Origin of the sequence: Novosphingobium sp., assembly GCF_965229225.1 — a bacterium.
Taxonomy (GTDB): Bacteria; Pseudomonadota; Alphaproteobacteria; order Sphingomonadales; family Sphingomonadaceae; genus Novosphingobium.
In genome coordinates, this window is record NZ_OZ245867.1 from 2,560,106 (window position 1) to 2,583,587 (window position 23,482).

The 23,482-nt window shown below is 66.6% G+C and carries 26 protein-coding genes; 14 read left to right on the forward strand and 12 right to left on the reverse strand.

Going from position 1 to position 23,482, the window contains the following annotated elements; genetic code table 11:
• Nucleotides 1-156: 156 nt before the first annotated feature.
• The 3 genes from ACO06X_RS11710 to xseA form a co-directional block, all read right to left on the reverse strand.
• Nucleotides 157-843, reverse strand: coding sequence for a M23 family metallopeptidase (locus tag ACO06X_RS11710; RefSeq protein WP_421836449.1), 687 nt, complete (start codon nucleotides 841-843; stop codon nucleotides 157-159).
• A 257-nt stretch (nucleotides 844-1,100) separates the two neighbouring features.
• Nucleotides 1,101-1,304, reverse strand: a complete 204-nt coding sequence (locus tag ACO06X_RS11715; protein WP_298174342.1) for a DUF2093 domain-containing protein — start codon at nucleotides 1,302-1,304, stop codon at nucleotides 1,101-1,103.
• A gap of 43 nt (nucleotides 1,305-1,347) precedes the next feature.
• On the reverse strand, nucleotides 1,348-2,817 hold the full coding sequence (gene xseA / locus ACO06X_RS11720; protein WP_421839895.1) for an exodeoxyribonuclease VII large subunit: 1,470 nt from the start codon (nucleotides 2,815-2,817) through the stop codon (nucleotides 1,348-1,350).
• Between xseA and purD the strand changes: the two genes are divergently transcribed.
• A complete protein-coding gene (gene purD, locus ACO06X_RS11725; protein ID WP_421836450.1) occupies nucleotides 2,816-4,114 on the forward strand; it encodes a phosphoribosylamine--glycine ligase in 1,299 nt (432 codons plus the stop codon). The genes xseA and purD overlap by 2 nt on opposite strands.
• A gap of 3 nt (nucleotides 4,115-4,117) precedes the next feature.
• On the opposite strand, the gene ACO06X_RS11730 is transcribed toward purD, so the two are convergent.
• Complete coding sequence (locus ACO06X_RS11730) at nucleotides 4,118-5,119, reverse strand: adenosine kinase (protein WP_421836451.1); 1,002 nt, start codon at nucleotides 5,117-5,119, stop codon at nucleotides 4,118-4,120.
• A gap of 151 nt (nucleotides 5,120-5,270) precedes the next feature.
• Here ACO06X_RS11730 and ACO06X_RS11735 point away from each other — a divergent pair, with 151 nt between their 5' ends.
• Nucleotides 5,271-5,696, forward strand: coding sequence for a hypothetical protein (locus ACO06X_RS11735; protein ID WP_421836452.1), 426 nt, complete (start codon nucleotides 5,271-5,273; stop codon nucleotides 5,694-5,696).
• Here ACO06X_RS11735 and ACO06X_RS11740 read toward each other — a convergent pair.
• Complete coding sequence (locus ACO06X_RS11740) at nucleotides 5,680-6,132, reverse strand: RrF2 family transcriptional regulator (protein ID WP_421836453.1); 453 nt, start codon at nucleotides 6,130-6,132, stop codon at nucleotides 5,680-5,682. The genes ACO06X_RS11735 and ACO06X_RS11740 overlap by 17 nt on opposite strands.
• Nucleotides 6,133-6,216: 84 nt before the next feature.
• On the opposite strand from ACO06X_RS11740, the gene ACO06X_RS11745 reads away from it, so the two are divergent.
• Nucleotides 6,217-6,660: a globin domain-containing protein gene (locus ACO06X_RS11745; RefSeq protein WP_421836454.1), complete on the forward strand. Its 444-nt coding sequence runs from the start codon at nucleotides 6,217-6,219 to the stop codon at nucleotides 6,658-6,660.
• A gap of 75 nt (nucleotides 6,661-6,735) precedes the next feature.
• On the opposite strand, the gene ACO06X_RS11750 is transcribed toward ACO06X_RS11745, so the two are convergent.
• The 5 genes from ACO06X_RS11750 to ACO06X_RS11770 are packed head-to-tail and all read right to left on the reverse strand — an operon-like array spanning nucleotide 6,736 to nucleotide 10,186.
• Nucleotides 6,736-7,911, reverse strand: a complete 1,176-nt coding sequence (locus ACO06X_RS11750) for a saccharopine dehydrogenase family protein (RefSeq protein WP_421836455.1) — start codon at nucleotides 7,909-7,911, stop codon at nucleotides 6,736-6,738.
• Between the two features lie 26 nt (nucleotides 7,912-7,937).
• Nucleotides 7,938-8,492, reverse strand: a complete 555-nt coding sequence (gene dcd / locus ACO06X_RS11755) for a dCTP deaminase (protein WP_421836456.1) — start codon at nucleotides 8,490-8,492, stop codon at nucleotides 7,938-7,940.
• 38 nt (nucleotides 8,493-8,530) lie between these two features.
• Complete coding sequence (locus tag ACO06X_RS11760; protein WP_421836457.1) at nucleotides 8,531-8,971, reverse strand: cytidine deaminase; 441 nt, start codon at nucleotides 8,969-8,971, stop codon at nucleotides 8,531-8,533.
• Nucleotides 8,968-9,666: a glycoside hydrolase family 25 protein gene (locus ACO06X_RS11765; RefSeq protein WP_421836458.1), complete on the reverse strand. Its 699-nt coding sequence runs from the start codon at nucleotides 9,664-9,666 to the stop codon at nucleotides 8,968-8,970. The genes ACO06X_RS11760 and ACO06X_RS11765 overlap by 4 nt, the downstream gene beginning before the upstream one ends.
• 37 nt (nucleotides 9,667-9,703) lie before the next feature.
• On the reverse strand, nucleotides 9,704-10,186 hold the full coding sequence (locus ACO06X_RS11770; RefSeq protein ID WP_421836459.1) for a UPF0262 family protein: 483 nt from the start codon (nucleotides 10,184-10,186) through the stop codon (nucleotides 9,704-9,706).
• A gap of 148 nt (nucleotides 10,187-10,334) precedes the next feature.
• Here ACO06X_RS11770 and ACO06X_RS11775 point away from each other — a divergent pair, with 148 nt between their 5' ends.
• The 8 genes from ACO06X_RS11775 to ACO06X_RS11810 all read left to right on the forward strand — a co-directional run bounded on the left by ACO06X_RS11775 (nucleotide 10,335) and on the right by ACO06X_RS11810 (nucleotide 17,803).
• On the forward strand, nucleotides 10,335-11,858 hold the full coding sequence (locus ACO06X_RS11775; RefSeq protein WP_421836460.1) for a replicative DNA helicase: 1,524 nt from the start codon (nucleotides 10,335-10,337) through the stop codon (nucleotides 11,856-11,858).
• A 90-nt stretch (nucleotides 11,859-11,948) separates the two neighbouring features.
• Entirely contained in the window at nucleotides 11,949-12,293 is a 345-nt protein-coding gene (gene rpoZ / locus ACO06X_RS11780; RefSeq protein WP_298174367.1) for a DNA-directed RNA polymerase subunit omega, read from the forward strand.
• 126 nt (nucleotides 12,294-12,419) lie between these two features.
• Complete coding sequence (locus ACO06X_RS11785) at nucleotides 12,420-14,969, forward strand: helicase-related protein (protein ID WP_421836461.1); 2,550 nt, start codon at nucleotides 12,420-12,422, stop codon at nucleotides 14,967-14,969.
• The gene (locus ACO06X_RS11790; protein ID WP_421836462.1) at nucleotides 14,969-15,292 is read left to right on the forward strand and encodes an RNA-binding S4 domain-containing protein; all 324 of its coding nucleotides are present in this window, start codon (nucleotides 14,969-14,971) and stop codon (nucleotides 15,290-15,292) included. The genes ACO06X_RS11785 and ACO06X_RS11790 overlap by 1 nt, the downstream gene beginning before the upstream one ends.
• Nucleotides 15,293-15,313: 21 nt before the next feature.
• On the forward strand, nucleotides 15,314-15,652 hold the full coding sequence (fdxA, locus tag ACO06X_RS11795; protein WP_147159436.1) for a ferredoxin FdxA: 339 nt from the start codon (nucleotides 15,314-15,316) through the stop codon (nucleotides 15,650-15,652).
• Nucleotides 15,653-15,959: 307 nt separating this feature from the next.
• Complete coding sequence (locus ACO06X_RS11800) at nucleotides 15,960-16,484, forward strand: CarD family transcriptional regulator (protein WP_067906430.1); 525 nt, start codon at nucleotides 15,960-15,962, stop codon at nucleotides 16,482-16,484.
• A 205-nt stretch (nucleotides 16,485-16,689) separates the two neighbouring features.
• Nucleotides 16,690-17,430: a head GIN domain-containing protein gene (locus tag ACO06X_RS11805; RefSeq protein ID WP_421836463.1), complete on the forward strand. Its 741-nt coding sequence runs from the start codon at nucleotides 16,690-16,692 to the stop codon at nucleotides 17,428-17,430.
• Between the two features lie 109 nt (nucleotides 17,431-17,539).
• Complete coding sequence (locus ACO06X_RS11810) at nucleotides 17,540-17,803, forward strand: hypothetical protein (RefSeq protein ID WP_421836464.1); 264 nt, start codon at nucleotides 17,540-17,542, stop codon at nucleotides 17,801-17,803.
• On the opposite strand, the gene ACO06X_RS11815 is transcribed toward ACO06X_RS11810, so the two are convergent.
• Nucleotides 17,800-18,753: an L-threonylcarbamoyladenylate synthase gene (locus ACO06X_RS11815; protein WP_421836465.1), complete on the reverse strand. Its 954-nt coding sequence runs from the start codon at nucleotides 18,751-18,753 to the stop codon at nucleotides 17,800-17,802. The genes ACO06X_RS11810 and ACO06X_RS11815 overlap by 4 nt on opposite strands.
• A 47-nt stretch (nucleotides 18,754-18,800) precedes the next feature.
• Between ACO06X_RS11815 and ACO06X_RS11820 the strand changes: the two genes are divergently transcribed.
• Complete coding sequence (locus ACO06X_RS11820) at nucleotides 18,801-20,522, forward strand: acyl-CoA dehydrogenase (RefSeq protein WP_421836466.1); 1,722 nt, start codon at nucleotides 18,801-18,803, stop codon at nucleotides 20,520-20,522.
• Complete coding sequence (locus ACO06X_RS11825; RefSeq protein ID WP_421836467.1) at nucleotides 20,519-21,355, forward strand: ATP-binding protein; 837 nt, start codon at nucleotides 20,519-20,521, stop codon at nucleotides 21,353-21,355. The genes ACO06X_RS11820 and ACO06X_RS11825 overlap by 4 nt, the downstream gene beginning before the upstream one ends.
• Here the strand turns inward: ACO06X_RS11825 and ACO06X_RS11830 are convergent.
• Nucleotides 21,352-22,815: a PQQ-dependent sugar dehydrogenase gene (locus ACO06X_RS11830; protein WP_421836468.1), complete on the reverse strand. Its 1,464-nt coding sequence runs from the start codon at nucleotides 22,813-22,815 to the stop codon at nucleotides 21,352-21,354. The genes ACO06X_RS11825 and ACO06X_RS11830 overlap by 4 nt on opposite strands.
• A gap of 77 nt (nucleotides 22,816-22,892) precedes the next feature.
• On the opposite strand from ACO06X_RS11830, the gene ACO06X_RS11835 reads away from it, so the two are divergent.
• Nucleotides 22,893-23,375 (forward strand): GAF domain-containing protein, encoded by a 483-nt coding sequence (locus tag ACO06X_RS11835; RefSeq protein WP_421836469.1) that lies wholly within the window; start codon nucleotides 22,893-22,895, stop codon nucleotides 23,373-23,375.
• Nucleotides 23,376-23,482: the final 107 nt, after the last annotated feature.

Here is a 23,482-nt window from a genome sequence, read left to right on the forward strand (position 1 = left end):
TGGCGAGAGTGCAACACACTGTCAGCACTTCGCAACGTGTCGGCAATCGTCCCGGACTGGCTATCACGCTCGGAAATTACATCCGGATCGGTTTGGTGATAATTTTTTGCGCGAACCGGGTGTTCTCAGGAAAGAAACGTGCGCAGCCCAGCAAATTCAGCGTGATGGCGCGGCAAACAGCCGGGGATCGAGCCGACGCCCCCGCCACGTAAGCGCCCAGTGCAGATGCGGCCCTGTCGCGCGGCCTGTCATGCCGACGTGTCCAATCAGCTGGCCCTGCATCACAGTGTCACCCTCCTGCACCACCAGATCGGAGCAATGCAGAAACGCTGACGTCAGGCCCATGCCGTGGTCGAGGATCAGCAGGTGCCCCTCGAGCGTGAACGGTGCGGCGCTGGCCGCGAGCGTCACGACGCCGTCTGCGGGGGCCCGGATCTCGGCCCCCTGCGGCGCCGCGAGATCGATGCCGGCATGATAGGCCCCCGGTTCGCCGCGGTAGATTCGCTGTGCGCCGAATTCGCCGGAGATGCGGCCCGCCGCCGGCCAGAGCATCGTCTGTCGCCAACCCTCGGCATCGCTTCCCCTGGCGCGGGCCGCACCGATTCGGGCAAGCTCCGCTACGCGCCGGGCCTTGAATTCGGCATCGGGCAACTTGCCGGGGCGCTTGGCCACATTGACCGATTCGATCCGCCAGCTGCGCGGCGCAACAGCCAGCTCGGTCGAGAGGGAAAAGCCGCTGGCCGCTGTCACTGCCAGAACAAGGCTGGCCGGTGCGTCCCGGTCGAACGCGGCGAAGAACGTGCCGTCAGGCGCCAGAGGAAGCGTGGTGCCGCCAAGTGACATGCGCTGCGTGCCCTTCGGAGCGGTCCCGCGAATCCATCCGCCTTGGGTAAGCCGCCCGCGATATTGCATGCCCCCGATCGCGCCAACGGCCGGTTCGGCTGGAGGCAACGGGGCTGGCTGCGCGGTCTGCACAGCTCCTGAAACAGCCGGCGGCGATCCGGCAGAGCCCTGACTCGCGCCGCACGCGCCAAGCATTGCGATGGCTGATAACGCAGCGCGCGTGAACCGCGCGCCAGCCGGAAACGGCTTTGGCCCGATCATTCCTCGCCGAGCAGGCGGCGCGTCGCGATTTCGGCGCTGGCGTAGGCTTCCTGTCGCTCCACGCTCCAATAGCGCAGCATGTCGAGCCCGATGCGCGCGCCGCTCACCGCGCAAAGCACGTGATCGCCCGCACCGATCTGGCGGAAATGGCTAGGCAAGTAGTGCAGGCGCGCGAGGCGATTGGCAGGATTCATCAACATGAGCGGCAACCTAGTGCGTCATGGCGCTCAAAGCAATTTCGACTCATAGCAATTTCGGTTGGGCATCGCCCGGTGCAGCCCCGCGTGGCTTCGGAGCGGCACGAGGCGCAGGGCTGGCTGGCGAGGCTGCGGGCACCACATCAAGTACGCCGTCGCCGAACTCGAGATGGAGCAGGCTTGCCGCTTCAGCGACCGTGCGCGAACGGACCAGCTGCCCGTTCGCATCGGTCACCAGCACATAACCGCGCCGCAGCGGCGCCTTGGGATCGAGCGAACGGCGCACCCGGTCCAGTGCGAGGAGGGCGGTTTGCCCCGCTTCGATCCGCTGCTGCACGAGCGCTGGCCGCAGCCGCTGCGCGGCGAGCCGCTCCCGCCCCTGCCGCAGCCGCGCTTCGAGCACCGCAGGCCGCAAGCCCGCCGAACGCTGCGCAAGCTGTGCTGCAGCGAGGCCGGTGCGGTGCACCAATGCGCGGCGCAGCCTGTCTCCCAGATCGTCGAGTCGCTGCGCCTGTCCGTCGAGCAAGGCCTGTGGTTCGGGCAACCGCCGCGCCCGCTGCTCCAGCCGCTCGCGCGAGAGGGCCAGCAGCCGCACCACCGCGCGGCTCTTGCGGGCGTGCAGGTCTGCGAGCCCTGCGATCAGCTCGCCGCGCACCGGCACCGCGATCTCGGCCGCAGCGGTCGGCGTGGGCGCGCGCACGTCGGCTGCGAAGTCAGCAAGCGTTGTATCGGTTTCGTGCCCCACCGCACTGATCGTCGGGATCGTGCTGGCGGCGATGGCGCGCACCACATCCTCGTCGTTGAAGCACCACAGGTCTTCGATCGAGCCGCCCCCGCGTGCGACGATCACCAGATCAGGCCGTGGGACCGGTCCGCCCGGCGCCAATGCGGAGAATCCGCGCACTGCGGCTGCAATCTGCGCCGCCGCGCCCGGTCCCTGCACCAGCACCGGCCAAACGACAACATGGGTGGGGAACCGATCGCGCAGGCGGTGCAGGATATCGCGAATCACCGCGCCCGTGGGCGAGGTGACAACGCCGATCACGCGCGGCAGGTAGGGCAGGGGCCGCTTGCGCGCGGGCGCAAAAAGCCCTTCCGCTTCCAGCCTCGCCTTGGTCTTGGCAAGTAGCGCGAGCAGCGCGCCTTCGCCGGCAATCTCCATCCGCTCGATCACGATCTGGTAGTTGGAGCGCCCCGGATAGGTCGTCAGCTTGCCCGTCGCGATCACTTCAACGCCATCTTCCGGCACGAAGCCCAGCCGCTGCGCGCCGCCGCGCCACATCACACCGTCGAGCCGCGCGTTCTCGTCCTTGAGGCTGAGATAAAGGTGCCCCGACGCGGCCCGCTTCACACCCGAAAGCTCCCCGCGCACGCGCACGAAGCCGAAACGGTCCTCCACCGTGCGCTTCAGCAACTGGGAAATCTCGCTGATCGACAGCGCCGGGGCGTTGTCGCCCGCAGTCTGGGCGGCTAACAGCCCGGCATTCTCTTCACGGTAAGGCGGCATGTCTGGCATGAATATCCTGCTCATCGGCTCGGGCGGCCGCGAACATGCGCTGGCGTGGAAGCTGGCGCAATCGCCGCGTTGCACCACGTTGTGGGCTTCGCCGGGGAACCCCGGCATCGCCGAGGTGATTGCCGCGCACGGACATGGCGGCTGCGTGGCGCTGCCGCTCACCGACCATGCGGCGGTTGCCGCGTTTTGCGCTGAGCACGGGGTCGCGCTCGTGATCGTCGGCCCGGAAGCGCCACTGGTCGATGGCCTCGGCGATTCGCTGCGCGCCGCCGGGATTGCAGTGTTCGGACCCGGCAAAGCGGCAGCGCAGCTCGAGGGCTCCAAGGGTTTCACCAAGGACATGTGCACGCGCGCAGGCATCCCGACAGCGGGCTATGTGCGCGCGAAGAGCGCCGCTGAGGCCCACGCCGCGCTGGCCGGGTTCTCGCTGCCGGTGGTGATCAAGGCCGATGGACTTGCGGCGGGCAAGGGCGTGGTCATCGCCCAGACCGCCGAGGAAGCTGCAGCCACGATCGACGACATGTTCGGCGGCGCGTTCGGCGGCGCGGGGGCCGAAGTGGTGATCGAGGAATTCCTCGAAGGCGAGGAAGTGAGCCTTTTCGCGATCACCGACGGCAGCGCCATTGTCGCGTTCGGCTCCGCGCAGGATCACAAACGGGTGGGGGAGGGCGATACCGGCCCCAACACCGGCGGCATGGGCGCCTACAGCCCGGCGCCGGTGCTCACCGCAGAACTGGAAGCACGCGCGATGGCCGAGATCATCGCGCCGACCGTCAAGGCGATGGCCGAGGCGGGGATGCCCTATTCGGGTGTGCTGTTTGCCGGGCTCATGCTGACGGCGGACGGCCCGAAGCTCATCGAATACAATTGCCGCTTCGGCGATCCCGAATGCCAGGTGCTGATGATGCGGCTGGAGAGCGATCTCGTGACGCTGCTGGATGCCTGCGCGCGCGGCGAATTGGCCAGTGCCGCTGCACCCGCGCTGTCCGCCGCGCACGCCATGGCAGTTGTCGTGGCCGCAAAGGGCTACCCGGTGACGCCCGCCAGCGGCGGCCTGATCGAGAACCTCTCCGCCGCCGAAGCCCATGGCGCAAAGGTGTTCCACGCCGGCACCGCTGCCACGGCAGAGGGCGCGCTCGTCGCCAAAGGTGGCCGGGTGCTCAATGTCACGGCCACGGGCGCGAACCTCCAGCAGGCGCGGGACCGCGCTTTTGCCGCGCTAGTGGAAATCCGCTTCGACGACGGCTTCTGGCGCAGCGATATCGGCTGGCGCGAACTAGCGCGCCAGCCGACCTGAATTTCAGCCCAGCCGCTCGGCCACCAGCGCGGCGAGGTCCGCCTCCGGCCGCGCGCCATAGTGCGAGATCACTTCCGCCGCGCAGATCGCACCAAGCTTCAGGCAATCGGCCAGACCCCGCCCGCGCACGTGGCCGAAGAGGAACCCGGCCGCGAAGAGATCGCCCGCACCGGTGGTGTCGATCACACGCTCGACCGGCTCGGCAGGCACATGAACATGTTCCCCGTGCGCGACAGCATGCGCGCCGTTTTCGCTGCGGGTGACGACCAGCACCGGCACCTTGGGCGCCAGCTGCGCGATTCCAGCGTGGAAGTCATCTTCACCGGTCAGCGCCGCCAGTTCGTGCTCGTTGGCGAACAGGATGTCGATCTCGCCTGCCGCGATCAGCGCGCGGAAGTCATCGCCGTGGCGCGCGATCACGAAGCCGTCGGACAGCGTGAAGGCAACCTGCCGCCCGGCTTCGCGTGCCGCCGCGATGGCGCGGCGCATGGCACGGCGGGGCTCTTCCGGATCCCACAGATAGCCTTCGAGATAGAGCACGGACGAATCGGCGATCACGCTTTCGTCGAGCGCGGAGGCGGGCAGGTACTGCGAAGCGCCGAGATAGGTGTTCATTGTGCGCTGGCCGTCCGGCGTCACGAAGATCAGGCAGCGCGCGGTTGCCGGATCATCCCCGCGCGCGGGCGTCTCGAACGCGATCCCGCCGGCGCGGATGTCATGGGCAAAGACTTCGCCCAGCTGATCATCGGCAACCTGGCCGATGAACGCGCACTGCGCGCCCAGCGCCGCGAGGCCCGCGAGCGTGTTTGCCGCCGAGCCGCCGGAAATCTCGCGCGCGGGGCCCATCGCTTCATAAAGTTCGTGCGCGCGGGCGGTATCGATCAGCGTCATGCCACCCTTGGCAAGGCCCAGCCGGGTGATGTCATCCTCCGCCGCCGGAGCCATGACATCGACGATGGCATTGCCGATGGCGATCACATCGAAACGGGCGGGGGCAGGGCTCATCCGGTTACTCCAGGCTGGCGACAAAATGGCAGGACTCTTGGAGTGAGGCCGTAGCGGGCGGGGCGAGGCGGTGCAATGCTGCGCTGCGAAGAGCGGCCCTGCCAGCCGGATGCGTTGACACAAGGCAGCGCAGCGGCGATTGGCCGACGTCATGAAAGCATACCAGTGGCTTGCGCTTCCGGCGCTGCTCGCGCTCGCCGCATGTGGCGGCAGCACAGACGCGGTGCGCCCCCTGCCGGCTCCACCGCCGCCGCCCAAGGCTATCCGCCCAGCACCGCCCGCCGCGATCCAGACGCAGCGTCCCCGCCCGCACATTCAGGTCCTGCCCGGGCTCGAAGGGGTGATCGGGGCCGACGCCGATGCGCTCACCCGCCAGTTCGGCGCGCCCCGGCTCGACGTGCGCGAGGGCGACGCGCGCAAGCTGCAATGGAGCGGCACGCCCTGCGTGCTCGATGCCTACCTCTACCCGCCTGATGGAGGCGGCCGCCCCATCGCCACGTTTGTCGATGCGCGGCGCGGTGACGGGCGTGATGTGGATCGTGCTGCCTGCGTGGCGGCGCTCAGGAAGCCTCGCTGATCGCGCAGGAAATCGGCTGCGGAAGCATGGCCCACGGCGCGAACGCCGGCACGCCTTCACGGGAAACAGCAGCCAGCGTGTAGCGATCAAGCACGGCGAGGAAGGCCTCAAGCGCCTCGGCCAGGACGCCGCTGAGCGCGCAATCCGTGCGCAAGGCGCAAGTCGCGCAGTCCGCGAGCCGCATGCCCTTTTCGAGCGTGCGCACCACTTCGCCGACGGTGATCTGCGCCGCCGGCCGCGCCAGCGCGATTCCGCCGCTACGCCCGCGACGTGAAACAGCAAACCCCGCCGAAACCAGCGCCTGCGCCACTTTGGCGACATGGTGATAGCTCAGCCCCTGCTGCGCGGAAAACGTGGGCAAGCTGATCGAGCCCCCATCACGGGCAAGCACGACTAGCAGACGCAAGCCGAAATCGGTGTGCTGGGTGAGCTGCATGGCGCTGTCCTGATTCCATTTTTCGCTTGCCTAAATCAAGCAGATTAAATACCAGTATTTTAAATACTGGATTGGAGAGAACCCATGCGCACCGCTTCCGAACATGCCCGCACCATCGTCAAGGCCACCGCTCCGCTCATCGAGCAGCACGGGCTCGCCATCACCACCGCGATGTACAAGCGCCTGTTCGTGAACGCGGATGTGAAGGACATGTTCGATGCTGCCGCGCAGGAAAGCGGCGAGCAGCCGCGCCGTCTGGCAAACGCGATCCTCGCCTATGCGAAGAACATCGATCACCTCGAAAAGCTTGGCTCGGCAGTCACCAGGATGGTGCGTCGCCATGTCGAAACCGGGGTGCGCGCAGAGCACTATCCCTATGTCGCCGAAGCGCTGCTGCCAGCGATTCGCGATGTCGTCGGCGCCGAAATCGCCACCGACGAAGTGCTCGCCGCCTGGGGCGAGGCGTACTGGATGCTCGCCGATATCCTGATTGCCGCCGAAGCCGAGGCTTACGCCGAAGCTGCCTGAACGGGCCGACTCGGCGGTTCGGATCGCCTGCTGCGCGCCCCCCCCCCTCTGGCGCAGCAGGCGGTCCGTCAGGCCTTACTCGGGCGCGAAGGTGATTTCGGCATGGGCGCGCAGGCGCTCTACCAGCGCTTCACCCAGCAGAGCCCCCGGCGTGGCGATCGCGCCTTCCGCCTCACACGAAAGCAATGCGATGCCTGTTTCGGCCAGCATGCGGCTGGTCGAGCCGTAGCCCGGATCATAGCGGCCCTTGACGCCATAGCGGATCTCGCGGCCATCGGGCATTTCGCCGACGAACAGCACATCGTAGTGGCCGTTAAGCCGCTCTTCCGCAGTGGGGCCTTCGCCGGGCTTGGGATCGTTCGGACCACCGATCATCGGCGTCTTCGCGATATGGTCGGCAATCGCCTGGCCTTGTTCGCCCGGGCCGGTAAGCATCATCTCGTCATAGACGAAATCTGCGCCATAAGGATGTCCGCGCAGGAAGTTCGTGCGGTGGACGTTCTTGGTGTTGATCACCGCCATGATGAAAGGCGCAGCCCAACTGCCGGTCGCATCATCGAGGAACGGCTTGTCGCCCGTCGGCTGCTCCGGCCCTTCGAAACCGGGGGTGAGGCCGAAGGGGCTCGTCATGATCGGGATCAGCGAAGGGTTCGCACCGAGCGCCTTGAGCGTTGCGCCGAGGCTCGCCGCCGTGCCGCCAGAGAAACCGCCCTGCATCGCCCGCACGCGGCACTTCACGCGCGGCGCCGGCGCTCCGAAGCGCGCCTTGGCTTCGTGCTGCAGCATGAAGACGCCAAGATCGAAGGGAATCGAATCGAAACCCGAGGAGAACGCCACCCGCGCGCCCGTTTCCTTCGCCTGATCGTGCAGCGCATCGACCATCTGGCGCATCCACACCGGCTCGCCGCAGAGGTCGGCATAGTCCGTGCCAGCCGCGACACAGGCACGCAGCACCGGTTCGCCATAGAGCTGATACGGGCCAACCGTGGTCACCACCACGCGGGTCTGCTCCGCCATGGCGGCAAGGCTTGCCGGATCATTCGAATCGGCCACGACCAGCGGCGTATCCGCCGGCGCACCGATCAGATCACGCACTTCGGCGAGTTTCTCCGCGCTGCGCCCGGCCATCGCCCAGCGCGGGCCATCCTTGCCATAGTGACGCGCGAGGTACTCTGCCACCAGTCGCCCGGTATAGCCGGTCGCGCCATAGACGATAATGTCGAAGGGCCGTTCGGCCTTGCTCGTTGCCATTTCTCTCTCCCGTTTTTCTCGTGATTTCAAAGCTTCGGCAAAGTCACCCCGCGCTGCCCCATGTATTTGCCCGCGCGGTCGGCGTAACTCACCTCGCACGGCTCGTTCCCCTGCAGGAACAGGAACTGGCATGCGCCTTCATTGGCATAGATCTTCGCAGGCAGCGGCGTGGTGTTGGAAAACTCCAGCGTCACGTGGCCTTCCCAGCCCGGCTCCAATGGCGTCACGTTCACGATGATCCCGCAGCGGGCATAGGTCGATTTGCCAAGGCAGATCACCAGCACGTCGCGCGGCACGCGGAAGTATTCGACCGTGCGGGCGAGCGCGAAGGAATTGGGCGGGATCACGCAGACGTCCGTCTTGCGGTCCACGAACGAGTTCGAATCGAAATCCTTGGGATCGACCACCGACGAATCGATGTTGGTGAAGATCTTGAACTCGTCCGCCACCCGCGCATCATAGCCATAGGAGGAGAGGCCGTAGGAAATGCAGCCATCGCGGCGCTGGCTCTCCACGAACGGCTCGATCATGCCGTGTGCCAAGGCCTGCGTGCGGATCCACTTGTCGGAAAGAATGGCCAATGCGGCGCTCCGGTATGCTGGGAAGGGAAGAAAGACGTTCAGGCCAGATTGGCCGGTCCGAAGGCATGGGGCAAGAGGGCCGAGAGCGGCAACCGCGTCAGCGACCCGTCGGCCGTGCCGATGACTTCGGGATCGGTCTCGCCCAATGCCGCAAGTTCGTGCAGCATTTGCCGGCAGCGCCCGCAGGGCATGACCGGCTCAGGCCCGAGCACAATCGCCCCTGCCGCGTCTGCCTTGCCGCCGGCGATGGCAACCGCGACCAGCCCGCCGCGCCGTCCTTCGGTCATTGCGCGGGCCACGGCATTGGCTTCGGCGCAGAGCGAGAGGCCGTAGCTTGCGTTCTCGACATTGGCGGCCTGCACCACCGCGCCATCATCGAACAGCAGTGCCGCGCCGACGTGGAAGCCCGAATAAGGCGCATAGGCATTGCGCGCAGCTTCGATGGCGGCGGCAACAAGATCGGTGATCGGTTCGCTCATCGGTGTACCGCCACCCACCGCAAGGGGCCGGCCACGCCGGCGACGCGCAGCCGCGTCGTTGCGGTCCACATCACCCAAGGACGCCCGGCATACGTCGGTTCGAGAAAATCGCCCGCCACCCACAGGTTGCGATCCAGCCGCGCGGCGAGATGGTAGCGCGCCTCGAACGTGCGGGAGATCATCAGGATCGCCGGGCGTTCGGTATGCTTCTCGATCTGGTTGAGGAACGTCGTCAATTCGCTCTGCATCGCCGCTTCGCCCGGCGGCTGCGGGCAGGATCGCGAATCGAGATCGAGCATGACCGCGGGGGGCAGCAAGGCATCATCACGCGGCACAACGATCACGAAACTGCCAGCCTGCGCATCCGCCGGAGCGCAAAGATCATAGACATGAACCGCGCCTACCTGCAGCCCGGCCTTGCGTGCAGCGTCGAGCCCTGCGGTGAACGTCTCGTCGCGCCGGCCCGCGCCCTCACTGGCGGTGAGGTAGACGAAATCTGCCCCATGCGCCTTGAGCGAGGGCCATTCGACGGCACCGTCATGCGCATCGAGCCAGGCGCCCTGCACGGGAAACCGCGCACGGTCAGGCTCCCAGCGTCGCGCGTCCCACCAGCCAGCCAGCGCGGCACCGGCCAGCAGCACCACGGCCAGCAGGATCCACACGCGCCAACGCGCTGGTTTTCCGGGGTTGTTCACGCTGAATCGCCTCGCAGGGTCTAGTCTTGGGGGCTGTTCATCCCCTGATATGCAGGACGCAGATCAGGGTGAATAGCCGCCGTGCGGTGGCAAAATCGGTCTCGATCTTGCCCTCCAACCGTTCGAGCAGCAGTTCAGCCGCTTCGTTGTGGACCCCGCGGCGGGCCATGTCGATGGTCTCGATCTCCTGCGCGGTCGCGCGGCGGATCGCCTGATAGTACGAATCGCAGATCGCGAAGTAATCACGGATCGGACGGCGGAAACGCCCGAGCCCGAGCACGATGGTTTCGAGCGGATTGCCGTCGTCCGCCGCAATCGCCAGCGCGAGCCGGCCGTCGTCCACCGAAAGGCGCAGGCGATAGGGGCCTTCATAGCCCGCTGCAGCCGCGCGCACGGGGCGGAAGGTGTTCTCCTCGATCAGATCGAAGATCGCGATCCGGCGTTCCTGCTCGATATCGGCATTGCGCCACACGATCGTCGCTTCGTCGAGCTCGATATGCGAAATGCGCGGGTCGGCCATGGCGGCCAGTGTCTTGCAGACGCGTCCCGCGCGGGCAAGCCATTTGCGGAAGGAAACCGCGCTCTTTCGCGATCCCTCCCCGCTATCCACAGGCGGTGTGGCCTCCGCGCCGCTTGCCGCGGAGGCGGCGCTCCTTCACAAGGCTCGCATGTCCAACGTCCAGCCGATCCCCCTGCGTGAGCCCGATCAATCCGGTTCCCCCGCCGCCTCGCTTCCTGCCAACGTGGAGGCGGAGGCCGCGTTTCTCGGCGCGGTGCTGATCGACAACCGCATTCTGGAGGAACTGCCCACCCCGCTGCGCGCGGAGCACTTTTTCGCGCCGGTCCACGGCCGGGTCTACGAACGAATCCAGGCGCTGATCGACCGCAAGGCGGTGGTCACCCCGGTCACGCTCAAGCCCTATTTCGAGGCGGACGAGGGCCTCAAGGAACTCGGCGGCACCGCCTATCTCGCGCGGCTGACGGCCGACGGGCAGGGCCTGCTTGCCCCGAAGGAGCTGGCCGAACAGATCTATGATCTGGCCCTCCTGCGCGAGCTGATCACGGTCGGGCGCAACCTCGTGACCGGCGCGATGGACACGAGCGAGACGGTCGCGCCGCTCAAGCAGATCGAGCAGGCCGAAGCCGCGCTCTATGCCGTGGCGGAAGGCGCGCAGTCCGGAAACGAGGCGCAGAGCTTCGGCATTGCCACGCGCGCCTCGCTCGAAATGATCGAGAAAGCGCTGCTTTCGGGCGGCCATATCTCGGGCAAGACGACAGGCCTCACCTCGGTCAACGAGAAGATCGGCGGGTTGCATGACAGCGACCTGATCATCCTTGCCGGACGTCCGGGCATGGGCAAGACCTCGCTCGTCACCAACATCGCCTACAACTGCGCCGCACGGTGGATGGAAGAGGAGCAGTCCGGAACCCCCGCGAACAAGCGCGTCGGCGCGAGTGTCGCCTTCTTCAGCCTCGAAATGAGCGCGGATCAGCTCGCCACGCGTATTCTGGCCGAGCAATCGGGCATCAGTTCCGAAGCGCTGCGCATGGGCCGCATCAGCCGCGAGGATTTCCAGCAGCTCTCCTTCGCGAGCCAGAGGCTGGCTGAACTGCCGCTCTACATCGACGATACGCCGGCGCTCACCATCGGCGCGCTGCGCACCCGCGCCCGCCGGCTGAAGCGCCGCCACGACATCGGCCTCATCGTGGTCGATTACCTGCAGTTGCTGCAAGGCTCGGGCCGCGCCAACGACAACCGCGTCAACGAAATCTCCGAGATCAGCCGCGGCCTCAAGACGCTGGCCAAGGAACTCGGCGTGCCGGTCATCGCGCTCTCGCAGCTCAGCCGCGCGGTCGAGCAGCGCGACGACAAGCGCCCGATGCTTTCGGACCTGCGCGAATCGGGCTCGATCGAGCAGGACGCGGATATGGTCTGGTTCGTGTTCCGCGAAGACTACTACGTCGCATCGCGCGAACCCAAGGTGCCGCAAGGCACTGACGACGCCAAGGTGCAGGAAGCCCATGCCGCCTGGCAGGCTGAGATGGAACGCGTTTTCGGCCTTGCCGAACTGATCGTCGCCAAGCAGCGCCACGGCTCCACCGGCAAGGTGCGCCTCAAGTTCGAGGCGCGGATCACCCGCTTCAGCGACCTTGCGCCCGATCACATGGCCTACGACTACGGGGATGATTGATTCGCTGAACCCGCATTTTCTTGACTTTCGGGCAGGCGCGGCCTAGCTCGCCGCTCTTCCATCCATTCCTGTTTTTACGGAGTGCCCTGCATGGCGCGCGTTACCGTCGAAGATTGCGTCGACAAGATCCCCAACCGCTTCGATCTCGTGCTGCTGGCTGCCGAGCGCGCCCGTGCCATCTCGGGCGGCGCGGAACTGACCGTCGATCGCGACCGTGACAAGAACCCGGTCGTCGCGCTGCGTGAAATCGCGGAATCGACCGTACGCCCGACCGTGCTCAAGGAAAACCTGATCCAGTCGATGCAGCGCGTGCTGCCGGACGACGACGATCAGGTCGACGAAATCGGCTCGCTCTCGCAGTCGGCCGAAGCGCTGCGCATCACGGCGGCTGCTCCGGTGCGCAACACCTCGCTCGGCGCCGATTACGACGGCTGATAGCGGGGGCTGAGAGCGGGGGCCTGATACCGGAACCTGACGACTCGCCCCCTCCTCAAGTCGGTAGGGGGATAAAACCCCAAAGGCCGCTTGCACCGCGCAGGCGGCCTTGCCACATTCGAAGGCATGGCCAGCCCCTTGCCTTCGCGCGCTGACCGCGACCGAGCTCCGGTAAAAGCCGTGCTTGGCCCGACCAACACGGGCAAGACTCACCTCGCGATCGAGCGCCTCTGCGCCCACTCCTCCGGCGCCATCGGCTTCCCGCTGCGTCTGCTGGCGCGTGAGGTCTACGACCGCGTCTGCAAGATCAAGGGCGAGGCCAACGTTGCGCTGATCACCGGCGAGGAGCGGATCGAACCGCCGAACGCGCGCTGGCACCTCTGCACCGTCGAGGCCATGCCGAGCAGGCCCGACTTCGCCTTCGTCGCGCTCGATGAAGCACAACTCGCCGCCGATCCCGAGCGCGGCCATGTCTTTACCGATCGCCTGCTCCATACGCGTGGGCGCGAGGAAACCATGCTGCTCGGTTCGGCCACGCTCGAACCGATGGTCAAGGCGCTGGTGCCGAATGTCGAAGTCGTCAGCCGCCCGCGCTTTTCCACGCTGAGCCATGTCGGCGCGAAAAAGCTCAGCCGCATACCCCCGAGAAGCGCGATCGTCGCCTTCTCTGCCGAACAGGTCTACGCCATGGCCGAGATGTTGCGGCGTTTTCGCGGCGGCGCGGCGGTCGTCATGGGCGCGCTCAGCCCGCAGACCCGCAATGCGCAGGTTGCGATGTACCAGGCGGGCGAGGTCGATTACCTCGTCGCGACCGACGCCATCGGCATGGGTCTCAACCTCGATGTCAGCCACGTCGCCTTTGCCGGCCTCTCCAAGTACGACGGCCACCGCCACCGCCGCCTGACTACCGCCGAGATGGCGCAAATCGCAGGCCGCGCCGGACGCCATCACAAGGATGGCACATTCGGCACGCTTGCGGGAATGGGCGGCCGAGCTTCAGACTCTGGCCCGGAATTCGCCGACGAGGAAGTCTACGCGATCGAGGAGCACCGCTTCCCTCCCCTCACCCGCCTGTTCTGGCGCGAGGCCGAGCCGCGCTTCGACAGCCTGACGACCTTGATCGATGACCTCGAAAGCCCGCCGCCGCAGCCCGAGCTTTCCTCTGCGCCGCCGGCCATCGATCTCGCCGTGCTGAAGCGCCTGGCCGATGAGGCGGACGTTGCAGGCACAGTGCGCGGCCGCGGCTCGGTTCAGCGCTTCTGGCAGGTCTGCTCGCTCCCCGATTTCCGCCAGCAGGGCGTGGAGACTCATTCCCGCTTTGTTGCGCGCCTCTGGCAGGATCTCCGCCACGGCTATCTCGGTTCGGACTATGTCGCGCAGGCCATCGCGCAGCAGGATAATCCTTCGGGCGATATCGACACGCTGCAGGGCCGGATCGCCGCCGTGCGCAGCTGGGCCTATATCACCCAGCGCCCGGACTGGGTGCTGGCGCGCGAGGAAATGGCAGCGCGCGCCCGCGCGGTTGAGACGCGCCTGTCCGATGCGCTCCACGCCCGGCTTACCGAACGCTTTGTCAACCGCCGCACCACGGTGCTCATGCGCAAGGCCGGCGGTGATGCCTCGCTGCTGCCAGTGCGGATCAGCGAGGCGGGCGCGGTGCTCGTCGACGACGAGCCCATCGGCCACCTCGAAGGCTTCCGCTTCGTGGTCGATCCGTTGGCGCGTGCGGCCGACCGCAAGCTGCTGCTTGCCGCTGCCGAGCGCCATTTGCCCGGCCTGCTCGCCGCCCGCGCCGATGCCTTGATTGTTGCGGCCAGTGAACCGGACGGCCTCGTGCTTGAAGATGGCGCGCTTGCCTGGAACGGTCTGGTTGTCGGGCGGCTTGAGCCGGGTAAATCAGTGCTCGAACCGCGCCTTCGACTCGATGCTGCGCTCGGTTTGCTGTCGGCGCGCCAGCGGCCACAATTGATCACCGCGCTGGAAGGCTGGCTTTCCCGCCAGATTGCCGCCGATCTCACCCCGCTGGTTCGCCTTGCCGAGGCCGCGCGTGCACCGGAATCGGGGCCTGACCTGCGGGCGCTGCTGCTGCTCCTCGTTGCAGGAGGCGGCGTGCTGGCGCGCGAGGATGCTGCGCTCGAGCGGCTCGATCCTCGCCAGCGTGAAGCGCTGCGCCGACTTGGGGTGCGCATCGGGGCGCTGGATCTGTTTATCCCCGCGGTGCTCAAGCCAGGCCCGCTCGCACTCTGGTGCCGGCTTGCCGCGCTGCGCGTCGAAGCACGGCTGTTGCCGCCGGCCAATCTACCGGCGGTGGTCACCGCCAGGATACCACCTGCCGGCTATCGCCGCGCGGGCGGACAGGCGATCCGCATCGACCTCGCCGAAAAGCTGCTGCAGGCCGCGCACCGTTGCCGGATCGGCGCGTCCGCGAAGCGGTATCCGCTCGATCCCGCACTCGCCCGTTCGATGGGCCTTGCCACGGCGGGCTATGCTGCACTGCTGCGCGCTGCAGGCTTTCGCGTGCATATGCCGCGTCTGCTTGATGAAGCAGCGCATGGCCCTCCCGCCCCCCCGATGTGGGACTGGCGCCCGCCGCGCAGCGCGCCGGTGCGCGGCCCTGCGGCCCCGATGGCGCCTCCGACCGGCGCATTCGCCGCGCTGGCGGAACTCATCCGCTGATGGTGGGCGAAGGCTCCCTGCGTATCGACAAGTTGCTGTGGTTCCTGCGTTTTGCGGGGTCCCGCAGCCTTGCGCAGGAGTGGGTCGCAGAGGGGCATATCCGCCTCAATGGCCGCCGCATCGAACGGGCAAGCACCCCGGTTCGTTGCGGCGACGTGCTGGTCCTGCCGCTTCGCAGCGGGGTCAGGGTGATCACGGTGGAGCAGCTTCCCCGGCGGCGCGGCCCTGTCGAAGAAGCCAGGGGTTGCTATGAGGTGCTTGACGCGGCGGGCTCACCACCTCTAGCAAGCCAATCGGATTTACCTGAACCCGCCCAAACCTGAAGCCGAGGGATTGCCACTGCCATGACCTATGTCGTTACCGAAGCCTGCATTCGCTGCAAGTTCATGGATTGCGTCGAGGTTTGCCCGGTGGATTGCTTCTACGAGGGCGATAACATGCTGGTGATCAACCCCAGCGAGTGCATCGACTGCGGAGTGTGCGAGCCCGAGTGCCCGGCCGAGGCCATCCTGCCGGACACCGAAAGCGGTCTCGAACAGTGGCTTGAGCTCAATGCCAAGTATTCGGCGGAGTGGCCCAACATCACCACCAAGAAGGACGCGCCGGCCGACGCCGACGACCACAAGGGCGAAGACGGCAAGTTCGAAAAGTACTTCTCGGCCGAACCGGGCGAGGGCGACTGATCGGTATTGACGGGGGCGCTCGCTCGCGCCTCCGCAAGTGCTGCGAATGTGGCGCACTATCCGCGCCCTTGCCTCTGGCAATTTTATGACAGAGCTGCTATATACGCCCGCAAGCGCTGGGCGGAACGATCCTCCCGGTCGCCAACAACACGCTAAGGCAGGACAAACGGCAAACGGATCGCAGTGCTTGTAGACCGCGTTAAAGACGGTCGTTTGCCGGACCTCTCCCCCAAAGGGCCCGGACTGCTGTCCGGGGGCGTGTCTGCCCCACCTTGCCATCGTACCTGCTGCGCCGAAAGGATAAGCAATGGCAACCAAGGCACTTGCCTTCGATGTTGGGGATTACGTCGTCTATCCCAAGCACGGCGTCGGCCGTGTGGTGGAACTTCAGAACGAGGAAATCGCAGGCATGAAGCTGCAGCTCTATGTGCTGCGCTTCGAAAAGGAACGCATGACCCTGCGCGTGCCCGTGAACAAGGTTGAAGCAATCGGCATGCGCAAGCTGTCTTCGGACAAGACGCTGCGTGAGGCGCTCGATACCCTTAAGGGCAAGCCCAAGGTTAAGCGTACGATGTGGTCGCGCCGGGCGCAGGAATACGAAGCCAAGATCAATTCGGGCGATCTCGTTTCGATCGCCGAAGTGACACGCGATCTGTTCCGCGCCGATGACCAGCCGGAGCAGAGCTACTCGGAGCGTCAGATCTTCGAAGCCGCTTCTTCGCGTCTGGCACGCGAGCTTGCCGCCATGGAAAAGACGGACGAGCCCGCCGCGCTCAAGAAGATCCTCGCGATCCTCAACGAGCATGCGCCGAAGTACTACGAAACGGCCTGACGGCCAGCCGCGCCTCCCGCTTCTTTGGGGAGAGGTAGAGGTGCTGACAAAAAGGGCCGCCGGATCGCTCCGGCGGCCCTTTTTTCGTGTCCTGCTCTTCGGGCCGGCGCCATCCGGCAAACCGCCGACAGGGATCGGCGGATGACTTGGCGGTTGGCGTCTCAGTGCGTTATATCGATAACACACCAGGCTCAAGGAGAGCGCCATGATCAAGGATATTGCCCGCACGCTCGGCGGGATCGCCGTTGCCGCCATTGCCCTTTCGCTCAGCGCCTGTGACGGCGCGACGGTCGAGATGGGCGGCATGAAGGGCGTGCGGCTCGCCGAACTCGATCTTTCGGCCAAGGCGCCCGAGGAAATCACCCTGCTGGGCCCCGACACGGTGCGTGTGGTGCAGGGCGACAAGCTCGCCATCACGGTGGAAGGCAAGGAGGATGCCAAGGACCGGCTCCGCTTCGTGCTCAAGGATGGCAAGCTTGCGATCGGGCGCGAAGGCTGGAAGATCGGCGGCAGCGACGATCTCGCGACGGTCCAGGTGACAGTCCCCGCCGCTAAACGGCTGGTCATGGCCGGTTCGGGCACGATGCACGCCGATGCACTGCGCGGCGATGCCACAAGCGTCAGCATTGCCGGTTCCGGCGATATCGATGTCCCTGCGATCGACACGAACGAACTCAAGATCGAAGTGATCGGTTCGGGCGATCTGAAGGCCGGCGGCAAGGCGAAGTCGCTCAAGGTCTCGGTTGCCGGTTCCGGTTCGGCCGATATGGCCAGCCTCACCGCCGAGCAGGCCAGTATCGAGATTGCAGGATCGGGTGACGTGCGCTTCGCGTCGGACGGCACGGTCAAGGCCGATATCATGGGCTCCGGCTCGGTAACGGTCAAAGGCCGCGCACAGTGCAAGGTCAATTCGATGGGTTCGGGCACGCTGACCTGCGAGCCTTGATCGCCACACCGGTCATGGTGCGGCAAGGATCGTTGGGCTAGGCGGGATATCCCTGCCCTGAAAGGCCCAGCCCGTGTTCCGATCCCTGCCCCTTGCCGCATCTTGCGCCATGGCCCTTTGCTGCGGCGTCGCCGCAGCGGCGAGCGAGGCAAGGGCGGTGGAAACAAGGGCGGTGGAAGCAAGGGCGGAGGATTCTGCCGATCCGCGCCAATCCGATGGCAGCCGGACGATCCACAAGCGCGCGGCAGCCCTCGCCAAGCTGGAAAAGAGATACAACCGCCGGCTCGAGGCCTGCAACCGCGGTGAGACGGCCGCCTGCGCCGAGGCCAATCAGATCAGCGGGCTGATCATGGCGCTGCGCGTTCAGCGCTAGACCGCTGCGCGGCGGAGCCGGTCATTGATCGCGGCGCCAATGCCGTCCTCCGGGATCGGTGCAACCGCAATTCGCGGCTCAGGTGCCGCAGCCGCTTGGTGCAAGCAGGCATAGAGCCGTGCCGCAGCCTCGACGAGATCGCCCGCCTCTGACAGCGATATGGACCCGTCCACGTCGCCATAGCCGATCAGGAACTCATCGGCCTGTGCGGCCATGGCGCCGAGCCGCACCGGCTTGCCCGGTGCATAGTGGCTGGCAAGCTGGCCCGGTGCTTCGATGCGCGCGTCACCTGACGTCATGGCTTCGGGATACGCCCCGAGAACGGCGGCAAGATCGGCCTCGGTAACCGGCCCCGGTCGCAGCACCTGCCAGCCCCCGGCGGGGCGCAGTGCAACGATGGTCGATTCCAGCCCCTGCGGCGTCACGCCCCCGTCGAGGATAAGGTCGGCCCTGAGACCCAGCGAGGCTGCGACATGGGCTGCGCTGGTCGGGCTGACACCGCCGCTGCGGTTGGCCGAGGGCGCTGCCAGCGGCAATCCAGCCGCGACAAGCAAGGTCCGCATCACGGGATGGGCCGGAACCCGCAGCGCAACAGTGGGAAGCCCTGCGGTCACGGCGGCAGCGAGCGGCGCATCGCCCCGGCGCGGCAGGACCATGGTCAGCGGACCCGGCCAGAATGCTGCCGCCAAAGCCCTGGCACGCGCATCCAGCACCGCGAGCCCCTCTGCCGCCGCCACATCGGGCACGTGGACGATCAGCGGATTGAAATCGGGCCGCCCCTTGGCGCGGTAGATCGCTGCCACGGCTGCATCGCTGTCCGCGCGGGCGGCCAGACCATAGACCGTCTCGGTGGGCACCGCCACGGTCCCGCCCGCCCTCAGCAGGCGCACGGCCTCGGCAATCCCGGCGCTATCCGCGAGCAGCACGTTTGGAGACGTTTGCGTGGTCATGGCTTGCCGCTATAGGCCTGCGCAGAGGCTGCCAAGGAAAAGAGCGCATGAGCTTTATCGCCCCCACCGAAGACCAGGTCGTTGCCATGCGCATCTGCGCCGGAATCGACGAACTGGCGGCCCATGAACGCTACGGCGCGGCCACGCCCGATGTGGTCGAGGCAATTGCCGAGGGCATCGGTGCATTTGCGGCCGGTGAATGGGCTCCGCTCAACCGAATCGGCGATACCGAAGGCGCGAAGTGCAAGGACGGCGTGGTTTCCTCGCCCGCCGGCTACGCCGAGGCTTACAAGGCTTTCGTCGAGCAGGGCTGGGGCTCGATCGCCGGGCCGGCCGAATTCGGCGGCCAAGGCCTGCCCTTCACGCTCGCGACCTGCGTGCTCGAAACGCTGGGCGCGGCCAACATGGGCTTCACGCTGCTGCCCATGCTCACCGTCGGCGCGATCGAGGCGCTCGATCACCACGGCAGCGAAGCGCAGAAGGCGATGTACCTGCCGAACCTGATCTCCGGCGCATGGTCGGGCACGATGAACCTGACCGAGCCGCAGGCCGGCTCTGATGTCGGCGCGCTGCGCAGCACCGCAACGCCGATCGAGGAAGGCCCACATGCGGGCAAGTACCGCATCGCCGGCACCAAAATCTACATCACCTGGGGCGAGCACGAACTGGCCGAGAACGTGATTCACCTCGTCCTCGCCCGCACCCCCGGAGCGCCCGCGGGCTCGCGCGGTATCTCGCTGTTCATCGTGCCCAAGTACCACGTGAATGCCGATGGCTCGCTCGGCGAACGCAATGACCTGCGCGCTGTCTCCATCGAGCACAAGCTGGGCATCAACGTCTCGCCCACTTGCGTCATGTCGTATGGTGACAACGGTGAGTGCATCGGCGAACTGGTTGGTCACGAGAACGAAGGCCTCAAGGCCATGTTCACGATGATGAACTCGGCGCGCATCAATGTCGGCAGCCAGGGTGTGCAGATCGCCGAGCGCGCGCTCCAGCAGGCCCGGATGTATGCGCGCGATCGGGTGCAGTCTGCCCGTGCCGGTTCGCCCGACAAGAACCCTGTTGCGATCATCGAGCACCCCGATGTGCGCCGCATGATCCTGCGCATGCGTGCCCTCACCGAAGGCTCACGCGCGCTGCTCTACTACACCGCCGGGCAAGTCGACCGCGGCCTGCTGGGCGACAAGGCCGCGCAGCAGCGCGCCGAACTGCTTGTGCCGCTGCTCAAGGCATGGGGCACCGATATCGGCTGCGAAGTCACCAGCATCGGCATCCAGATCCACGGCGGCATGGGCTTCGTCGAGGAAACCGGCGCTGCGCAGCACTATCGCGACGCACGCATCGCGCCGATTTATGAAGGCACCAACGGCATCCAGGCCGCCGATCTCGTCACCCGCAAGCTCGGCATGGAGCAAGGCGGTGTGTTGCAGGCACTGATGGCCGATATCTCGGCCGAGATGCAGGACGTTCCCGAGGTCGCCTCGCTCGCCAAGGACGCCGCCGCCATCGGCACATGGATGGCGAGCGGCGACGCCAGCCTTGATGACAAGCTGGCCGGCAGCGTGCCGTTCCTCACCATGTGCGCCGTGGCGGTCGCCGGGTGGCAGCTCGCCCGTCAGGCCCGCGCAACCGGCAGCCACGAGAAGACCGCCGTCACCAAGGTGTTCAACCGCACGATCGTCCCCGAAGCGCGCGGACTGGGCGCGGCCGCCATGGCCGGTGCGGCGCTCTATTACGAGCTCGGCAGCGAGGCGCTGACCGGATGAGCGCCGGCGAGCCCCAACTCGAACTTTCTGGGCTCGAACGGATCGCTGCCGCGCTCGAGCGCCTTTCGCCGCCCGCCCAGGTGGCGCCGGATTGGCTTGCGCATCCTGCCTATGTCTGGACGGGGACCAGTGCGCGCCCGGTCGATCCGCTTGAGGCCCCGCCGCTGGCCCTTATCAAGGGCGTCGATGCGCAGAAAGCAGCGGTCGCGGAGAACGTCCTGCGCCTCGCCTCCGGTGCGGCGGCGCACGACATGCTGCTGTGGGGCTCACGCGGCATGGGCAAGTCCGCGCTAATCCGCGCCGCCGTCCGCTCGGCGCAGGACGCCTATTCGGGCCGGATCGCGCTGATCCAGGCCGCGCCGGACGAGGGTCTTGCCACGTTGCTTTCCGAGCTGCGCGCCACGGACCGCCAGTTCCTGATCCTGCTCGATGATCTGGGCTTCGATGCGGGCGACGCAGGTTCAGCCCGGCGTCTGCGTTCGTGGCTTGAAGGCGGCGTCGAAGCGCGGCCCGCCAACGTCCGCCTCGCCGTCACCTCGAACCGCCGCGCGATTGTCGAGCGGCATATGGCCGAGCAGGACGACCCGATCAATCCGCGCGACGTCGTCGACGACCGCCTCGCCCTGGCCGACCGGTTCGGCCTTTCGCTCGGCTTCCACGCCTGCTCGCAGGACGATTACCTCGCGATCATCGCGGGGTACGCCGCGCACTACGGACTCGCATTTGCCGAGGACGATGCACTCACATGGTCCAAGCAACGCGGAAGCCGGTCGGGCCGCGTCGCCTGGCAATATGTCAATGAACTCGCGGGGCGGGCAGGCCGCAGCCTTTAGTTCTGCGGCTTGGTGAGGTCCGAATCCATCGTCGGCTTGACGATGAACTTCGTGCCCTGCTTGGGTGCGGGCGGCATCGGCGTCGCCGGAATCGGAGTGATCGCGGCGGCCGGCTTTGCGCCCGGCGCCACCACGCGCCAGATCACGCCGCCCGTATCATCGCTGACCAGCAGCGCGCCATCCTTGGCGAAAGCGACCCAAGTGGGCCGTCCGTGCGTCGTATTGTCCTTGGTCAGGAACCCGGTCAGCACCGGAACCGGCGGCTTGGGCAGCGCATTGCCGTTGTTGTCGAAGGCCACAAACACGACATCGTAACCCGAAAGCGGCTTGCGGTTCCACGAACCGTGCCGCGCCACGAAGGCGCCGCTGGCAAAACGCTCGCCCATGAGGTTGCCTCCGCGCGCAAAGGCGAGGCCGAGCGGCGCGACGTGTGAGCCGAGGCCATATTCAGGCTTGCGCACGTAAAAGAACATGTCGCGCGGCATCGGATCGGTCACGCGCCAGTCGATGTTTTTCTTCCAGTAGACCCAGGGCCAGCCATACTGCGCGCCCAGCGGCACGTTGGTGAGATAGTCGGGCACGAGATCGGAACCGAGCATGTCGCGCTCGTTGACCGTGGTCCACAGCTCGCCGCTGCGGGGGTTCCAGTCGAGCCCGTTAGGATTGCGCAGGCCCTCGGCATATTCGCGCGAGGTCTTGCGGTCGAAATCGTACTCATGGATCGCCGCGCGGCCCTTTTCCTTGTCGAGCCCGTTCTCACCGATGTTCGAGGAGGAACCGACCGTGACATAGAGCAGCTTGCCGTCCGGGCTCAGCGAGAGGTTGCGCGCCCAGTGATTGCCGCCGCCAGGGAGGTCCATCAGCTTTTCCGGCTTGCCGCTCAGCGTGGTCTGCCCGGGCGTAAACGGCCAGGACACCACGGCGTTGTGGTTGCCGACGTAGAGCCGGCCTTCGCGCAGAACCATGCCGAAGGGCGAATCGAGCCCGGGGTTGCTCATCTCGAAGCGCTGATCGGCGACTCCATCGCCATTGCTGTCACGCAGCACCACGATCTTGTTCGGCGAAGCCTCGCCAGCGCCGGCGGACGAGAGCAGATAGCCCATGACGAGGCCCGTGATCCCGCCCGGCCCGCGCTGCGCAGGGCCGTTGGTCTCGGCGGCCAGCACATCGCCGTTTGGCAGCACGGTCATCGTTCGCGGGTGATCGAGCTTGTCGGCAAAGCGGGTTACGGTGAGCCCCTCCGCCGCTACCGGTGCCTCTCCGGCCGCCCAACCCACGGGCTTGGCGATACCGATCGTGGGAAACCACTGCGGCGCCGCTTCCGCCAGTTCGGGCTTCGGCCCGGTGGTCTTGTCGAGCGTGAGCTGCGCCGAATCGCCTCGCATGAGCCACACGGCTGCGAGGCCGAGCACAACAAGGACGATGATGAGCCCGGTCAGGGTCTTGCGGATGGTGAACATGATCCCTTGTCTAGAAGCCGCATTGCTGTCTCGCAATGGTCCTCGCGATACGCGCCGCACCCTGCTAAGTTCCCGCGATGTACGAATTTGCTCCTACACCGGGCCAGTCCAAGGCTGCGCTTTACGGCGACCTGATCGATGCGGCCCGCGCGATCACCCACGATGAACCCGATGCGGTTGCCAATATGGCCAATTGCGCCGCGCTCCTCGCCCAGTTTCTGCCCGATCTCAATTGGGCGGGCTTCTACCGGATGGTCGGTGGCGAGCTCGTGCTGGGGCCCTTTGCAGGCAAACCCGCCTGTATCCGCATCGCACTCGGCCAGGGTGTGTGCGGCAGCGCGGCTGCCACGGGTGAGACTCAGCTGGTGCCCGATGTCCACGCCTTCCCCGGCCACATCGCCTGCGATGCGGCCAGTCGCTCCGAACTGGTCGTTCCGGTGAAGCGTGATGGCACCGTCATTGCGGTTATCGATCTCGACAGCCCACTCATCGATCGCTTCGATGCCGAGGATGCGGCCGGGATCGAAGCCCTCGCCCGCGTGCTGGCTGATCGACTCTAGCCCCTCCCTGCCCCGTTTCGGCACAGCGATGCCGCACCCTGTGGTCCAGCACGGAGCGGGATGCTAAACAGCGTGTTAACGCTGAATGCCGCCTGCGCATCGTGCGC

Excerpts from the sequence above, each read along its gene's own strand:
- ACO06X_RS11710 (WP_421836449.1), bottom strand. The coding sequence starts at position 843 with ATGTCACTTGGCGGCACCACGCTTCCTCTGGCGCCTGACGGCACGTTC.
- ACO06X_RS11715 (WP_298174342.1), bottom strand. The coding sequence starts at position 1,304 with ATGTTGATGAATCCTGCCAATCGCCTCGCGCGCCTGCACTACTTGCCT.
- purD (WP_421836450.1), top strand. The coding sequence starts at position 2,816 with ATGAATATCCTGCTCATCGGCTCGGGCGGCCGCGAACATGCGCTGGCG.
- xseA (WP_421839895.1), bottom strand. The coding sequence starts at position 2,817 with ATGCCAGACATGCCGCCTTACCGTGAAGAGAATGCCGGGCTGTTAGCC.
- ACO06X_RS11730 (WP_421836451.1), bottom strand. The coding sequence starts at position 5,119 with ATGAGCCCTGCCCCCGCCCGTTTCGATGTGATCGCCATCGGCAATGCC.
- ACO06X_RS11735 (WP_421836452.1), top strand. The coding sequence starts at position 5,271 with ATGAAAGCATACCAGTGGCTTGCGCTTCCGGCGCTGCTCGCGCTCGCC.
- ACO06X_RS11740 (WP_421836453.1), bottom strand. The coding sequence starts at position 6,132 with ATGCAGCTCACCCAGCACACCGATTTCGGCTTGCGTCTGCTAGTCGTG.
- ACO06X_RS11745 (WP_421836454.1), top strand. The coding sequence starts at position 6,217 with ATGCGCACCGCTTCCGAACATGCCCGCACCATCGTCAAGGCCACCGCT.
- ACO06X_RS11750 (WP_421836455.1), bottom strand. The coding sequence starts at position 7,911 with ATGGCAACGAGCAAGGCCGAACGGCCCTTCGACATTATCGTCTATGGC.
- ACO06X_RS11760 (WP_421836457.1), bottom strand. The coding sequence starts at position 8,971 with ATGAGCGAACCGATCACCGATCTTGTTGCCGCCGCCATCGAAGCTGCG.
- ACO06X_RS11770 (WP_421836459.1), bottom strand. The coding sequence starts at position 10,186 with ATGGCCGACCCGCGCATTTCGCATATCGAGCTCGACGAAGCGACGATC.
- ACO06X_RS11775 (WP_421836460.1), top strand. The coding sequence starts at position 10,335 with ATGTCCAACGTCCAGCCGATCCCCCTGCGTGAGCCCGATCAATCCGGT.
- rpoZ (WP_298174367.1), top strand. The coding sequence starts at position 11,949 with ATGGCGCGCGTTACCGTCGAAGATTGCGTCGACAAGATCCCCAACCGC.
- ACO06X_RS11785 (WP_421836461.1), top strand. The coding sequence starts at position 12,420 with ATGGCCAGCCCCTTGCCTTCGCGCGCTGACCGCGACCGAGCTCCGGTA.
- ACO06X_RS11790 (WP_421836462.1), top strand. The coding sequence starts at position 14,969 with ATGGTGGGCGAAGGCTCCCTGCGTATCGACAAGTTGCTGTGGTTCCTG.
- fdxA (WP_147159436.1), top strand. The coding sequence starts at position 15,314 with ATGACCTATGTCGTTACCGAAGCCTGCATTCGCTGCAAGTTCATGGAT.
- ACO06X_RS11800 (WP_067906430.1), top strand. The coding sequence starts at position 15,960 with ATGGCAACCAAGGCACTTGCCTTCGATGTTGGGGATTACGTCGTCTAT.
- ACO06X_RS11805 (WP_421836463.1), top strand. The coding sequence starts at position 16,690 with ATGATCAAGGATATTGCCCGCACGCTCGGCGGGATCGCCGTTGCCGCC.
- ACO06X_RS11810 (WP_421836464.1), top strand. The coding sequence starts at position 17,540 with ATGGCCCTTTGCTGCGGCGTCGCCGCAGCGGCGAGCGAGGCAAGGGCG.
- ACO06X_RS11815 (WP_421836465.1), bottom strand. The coding sequence starts at position 18,753 with ATGACCACGCAAACGTCTCCAAACGTGCTGCTCGCGGATAGCGCCGGG.
- ACO06X_RS11820 (WP_421836466.1), top strand. The coding sequence starts at position 18,801 with ATGAGCTTTATCGCCCCCACCGAAGACCAGGTCGTTGCCATGCGCATC.
- ACO06X_RS11825 (WP_421836467.1), top strand. The coding sequence starts at position 20,519 with ATGAGCGCCGGCGAGCCCCAACTCGAACTTTCTGGGCTCGAACGGATC.
- ACO06X_RS11830 (WP_421836468.1), bottom strand. The coding sequence starts at position 22,815 with ATGTTCACCATCCGCAAGACCCTGACCGGGCTCATCATCGTCCTTGTT.
- ACO06X_RS11835 (WP_421836469.1), top strand. The coding sequence starts at position 22,893 with ATGTACGAATTTGCTCCTACACCGGGCCAGTCCAAGGCTGCGCTTTAC.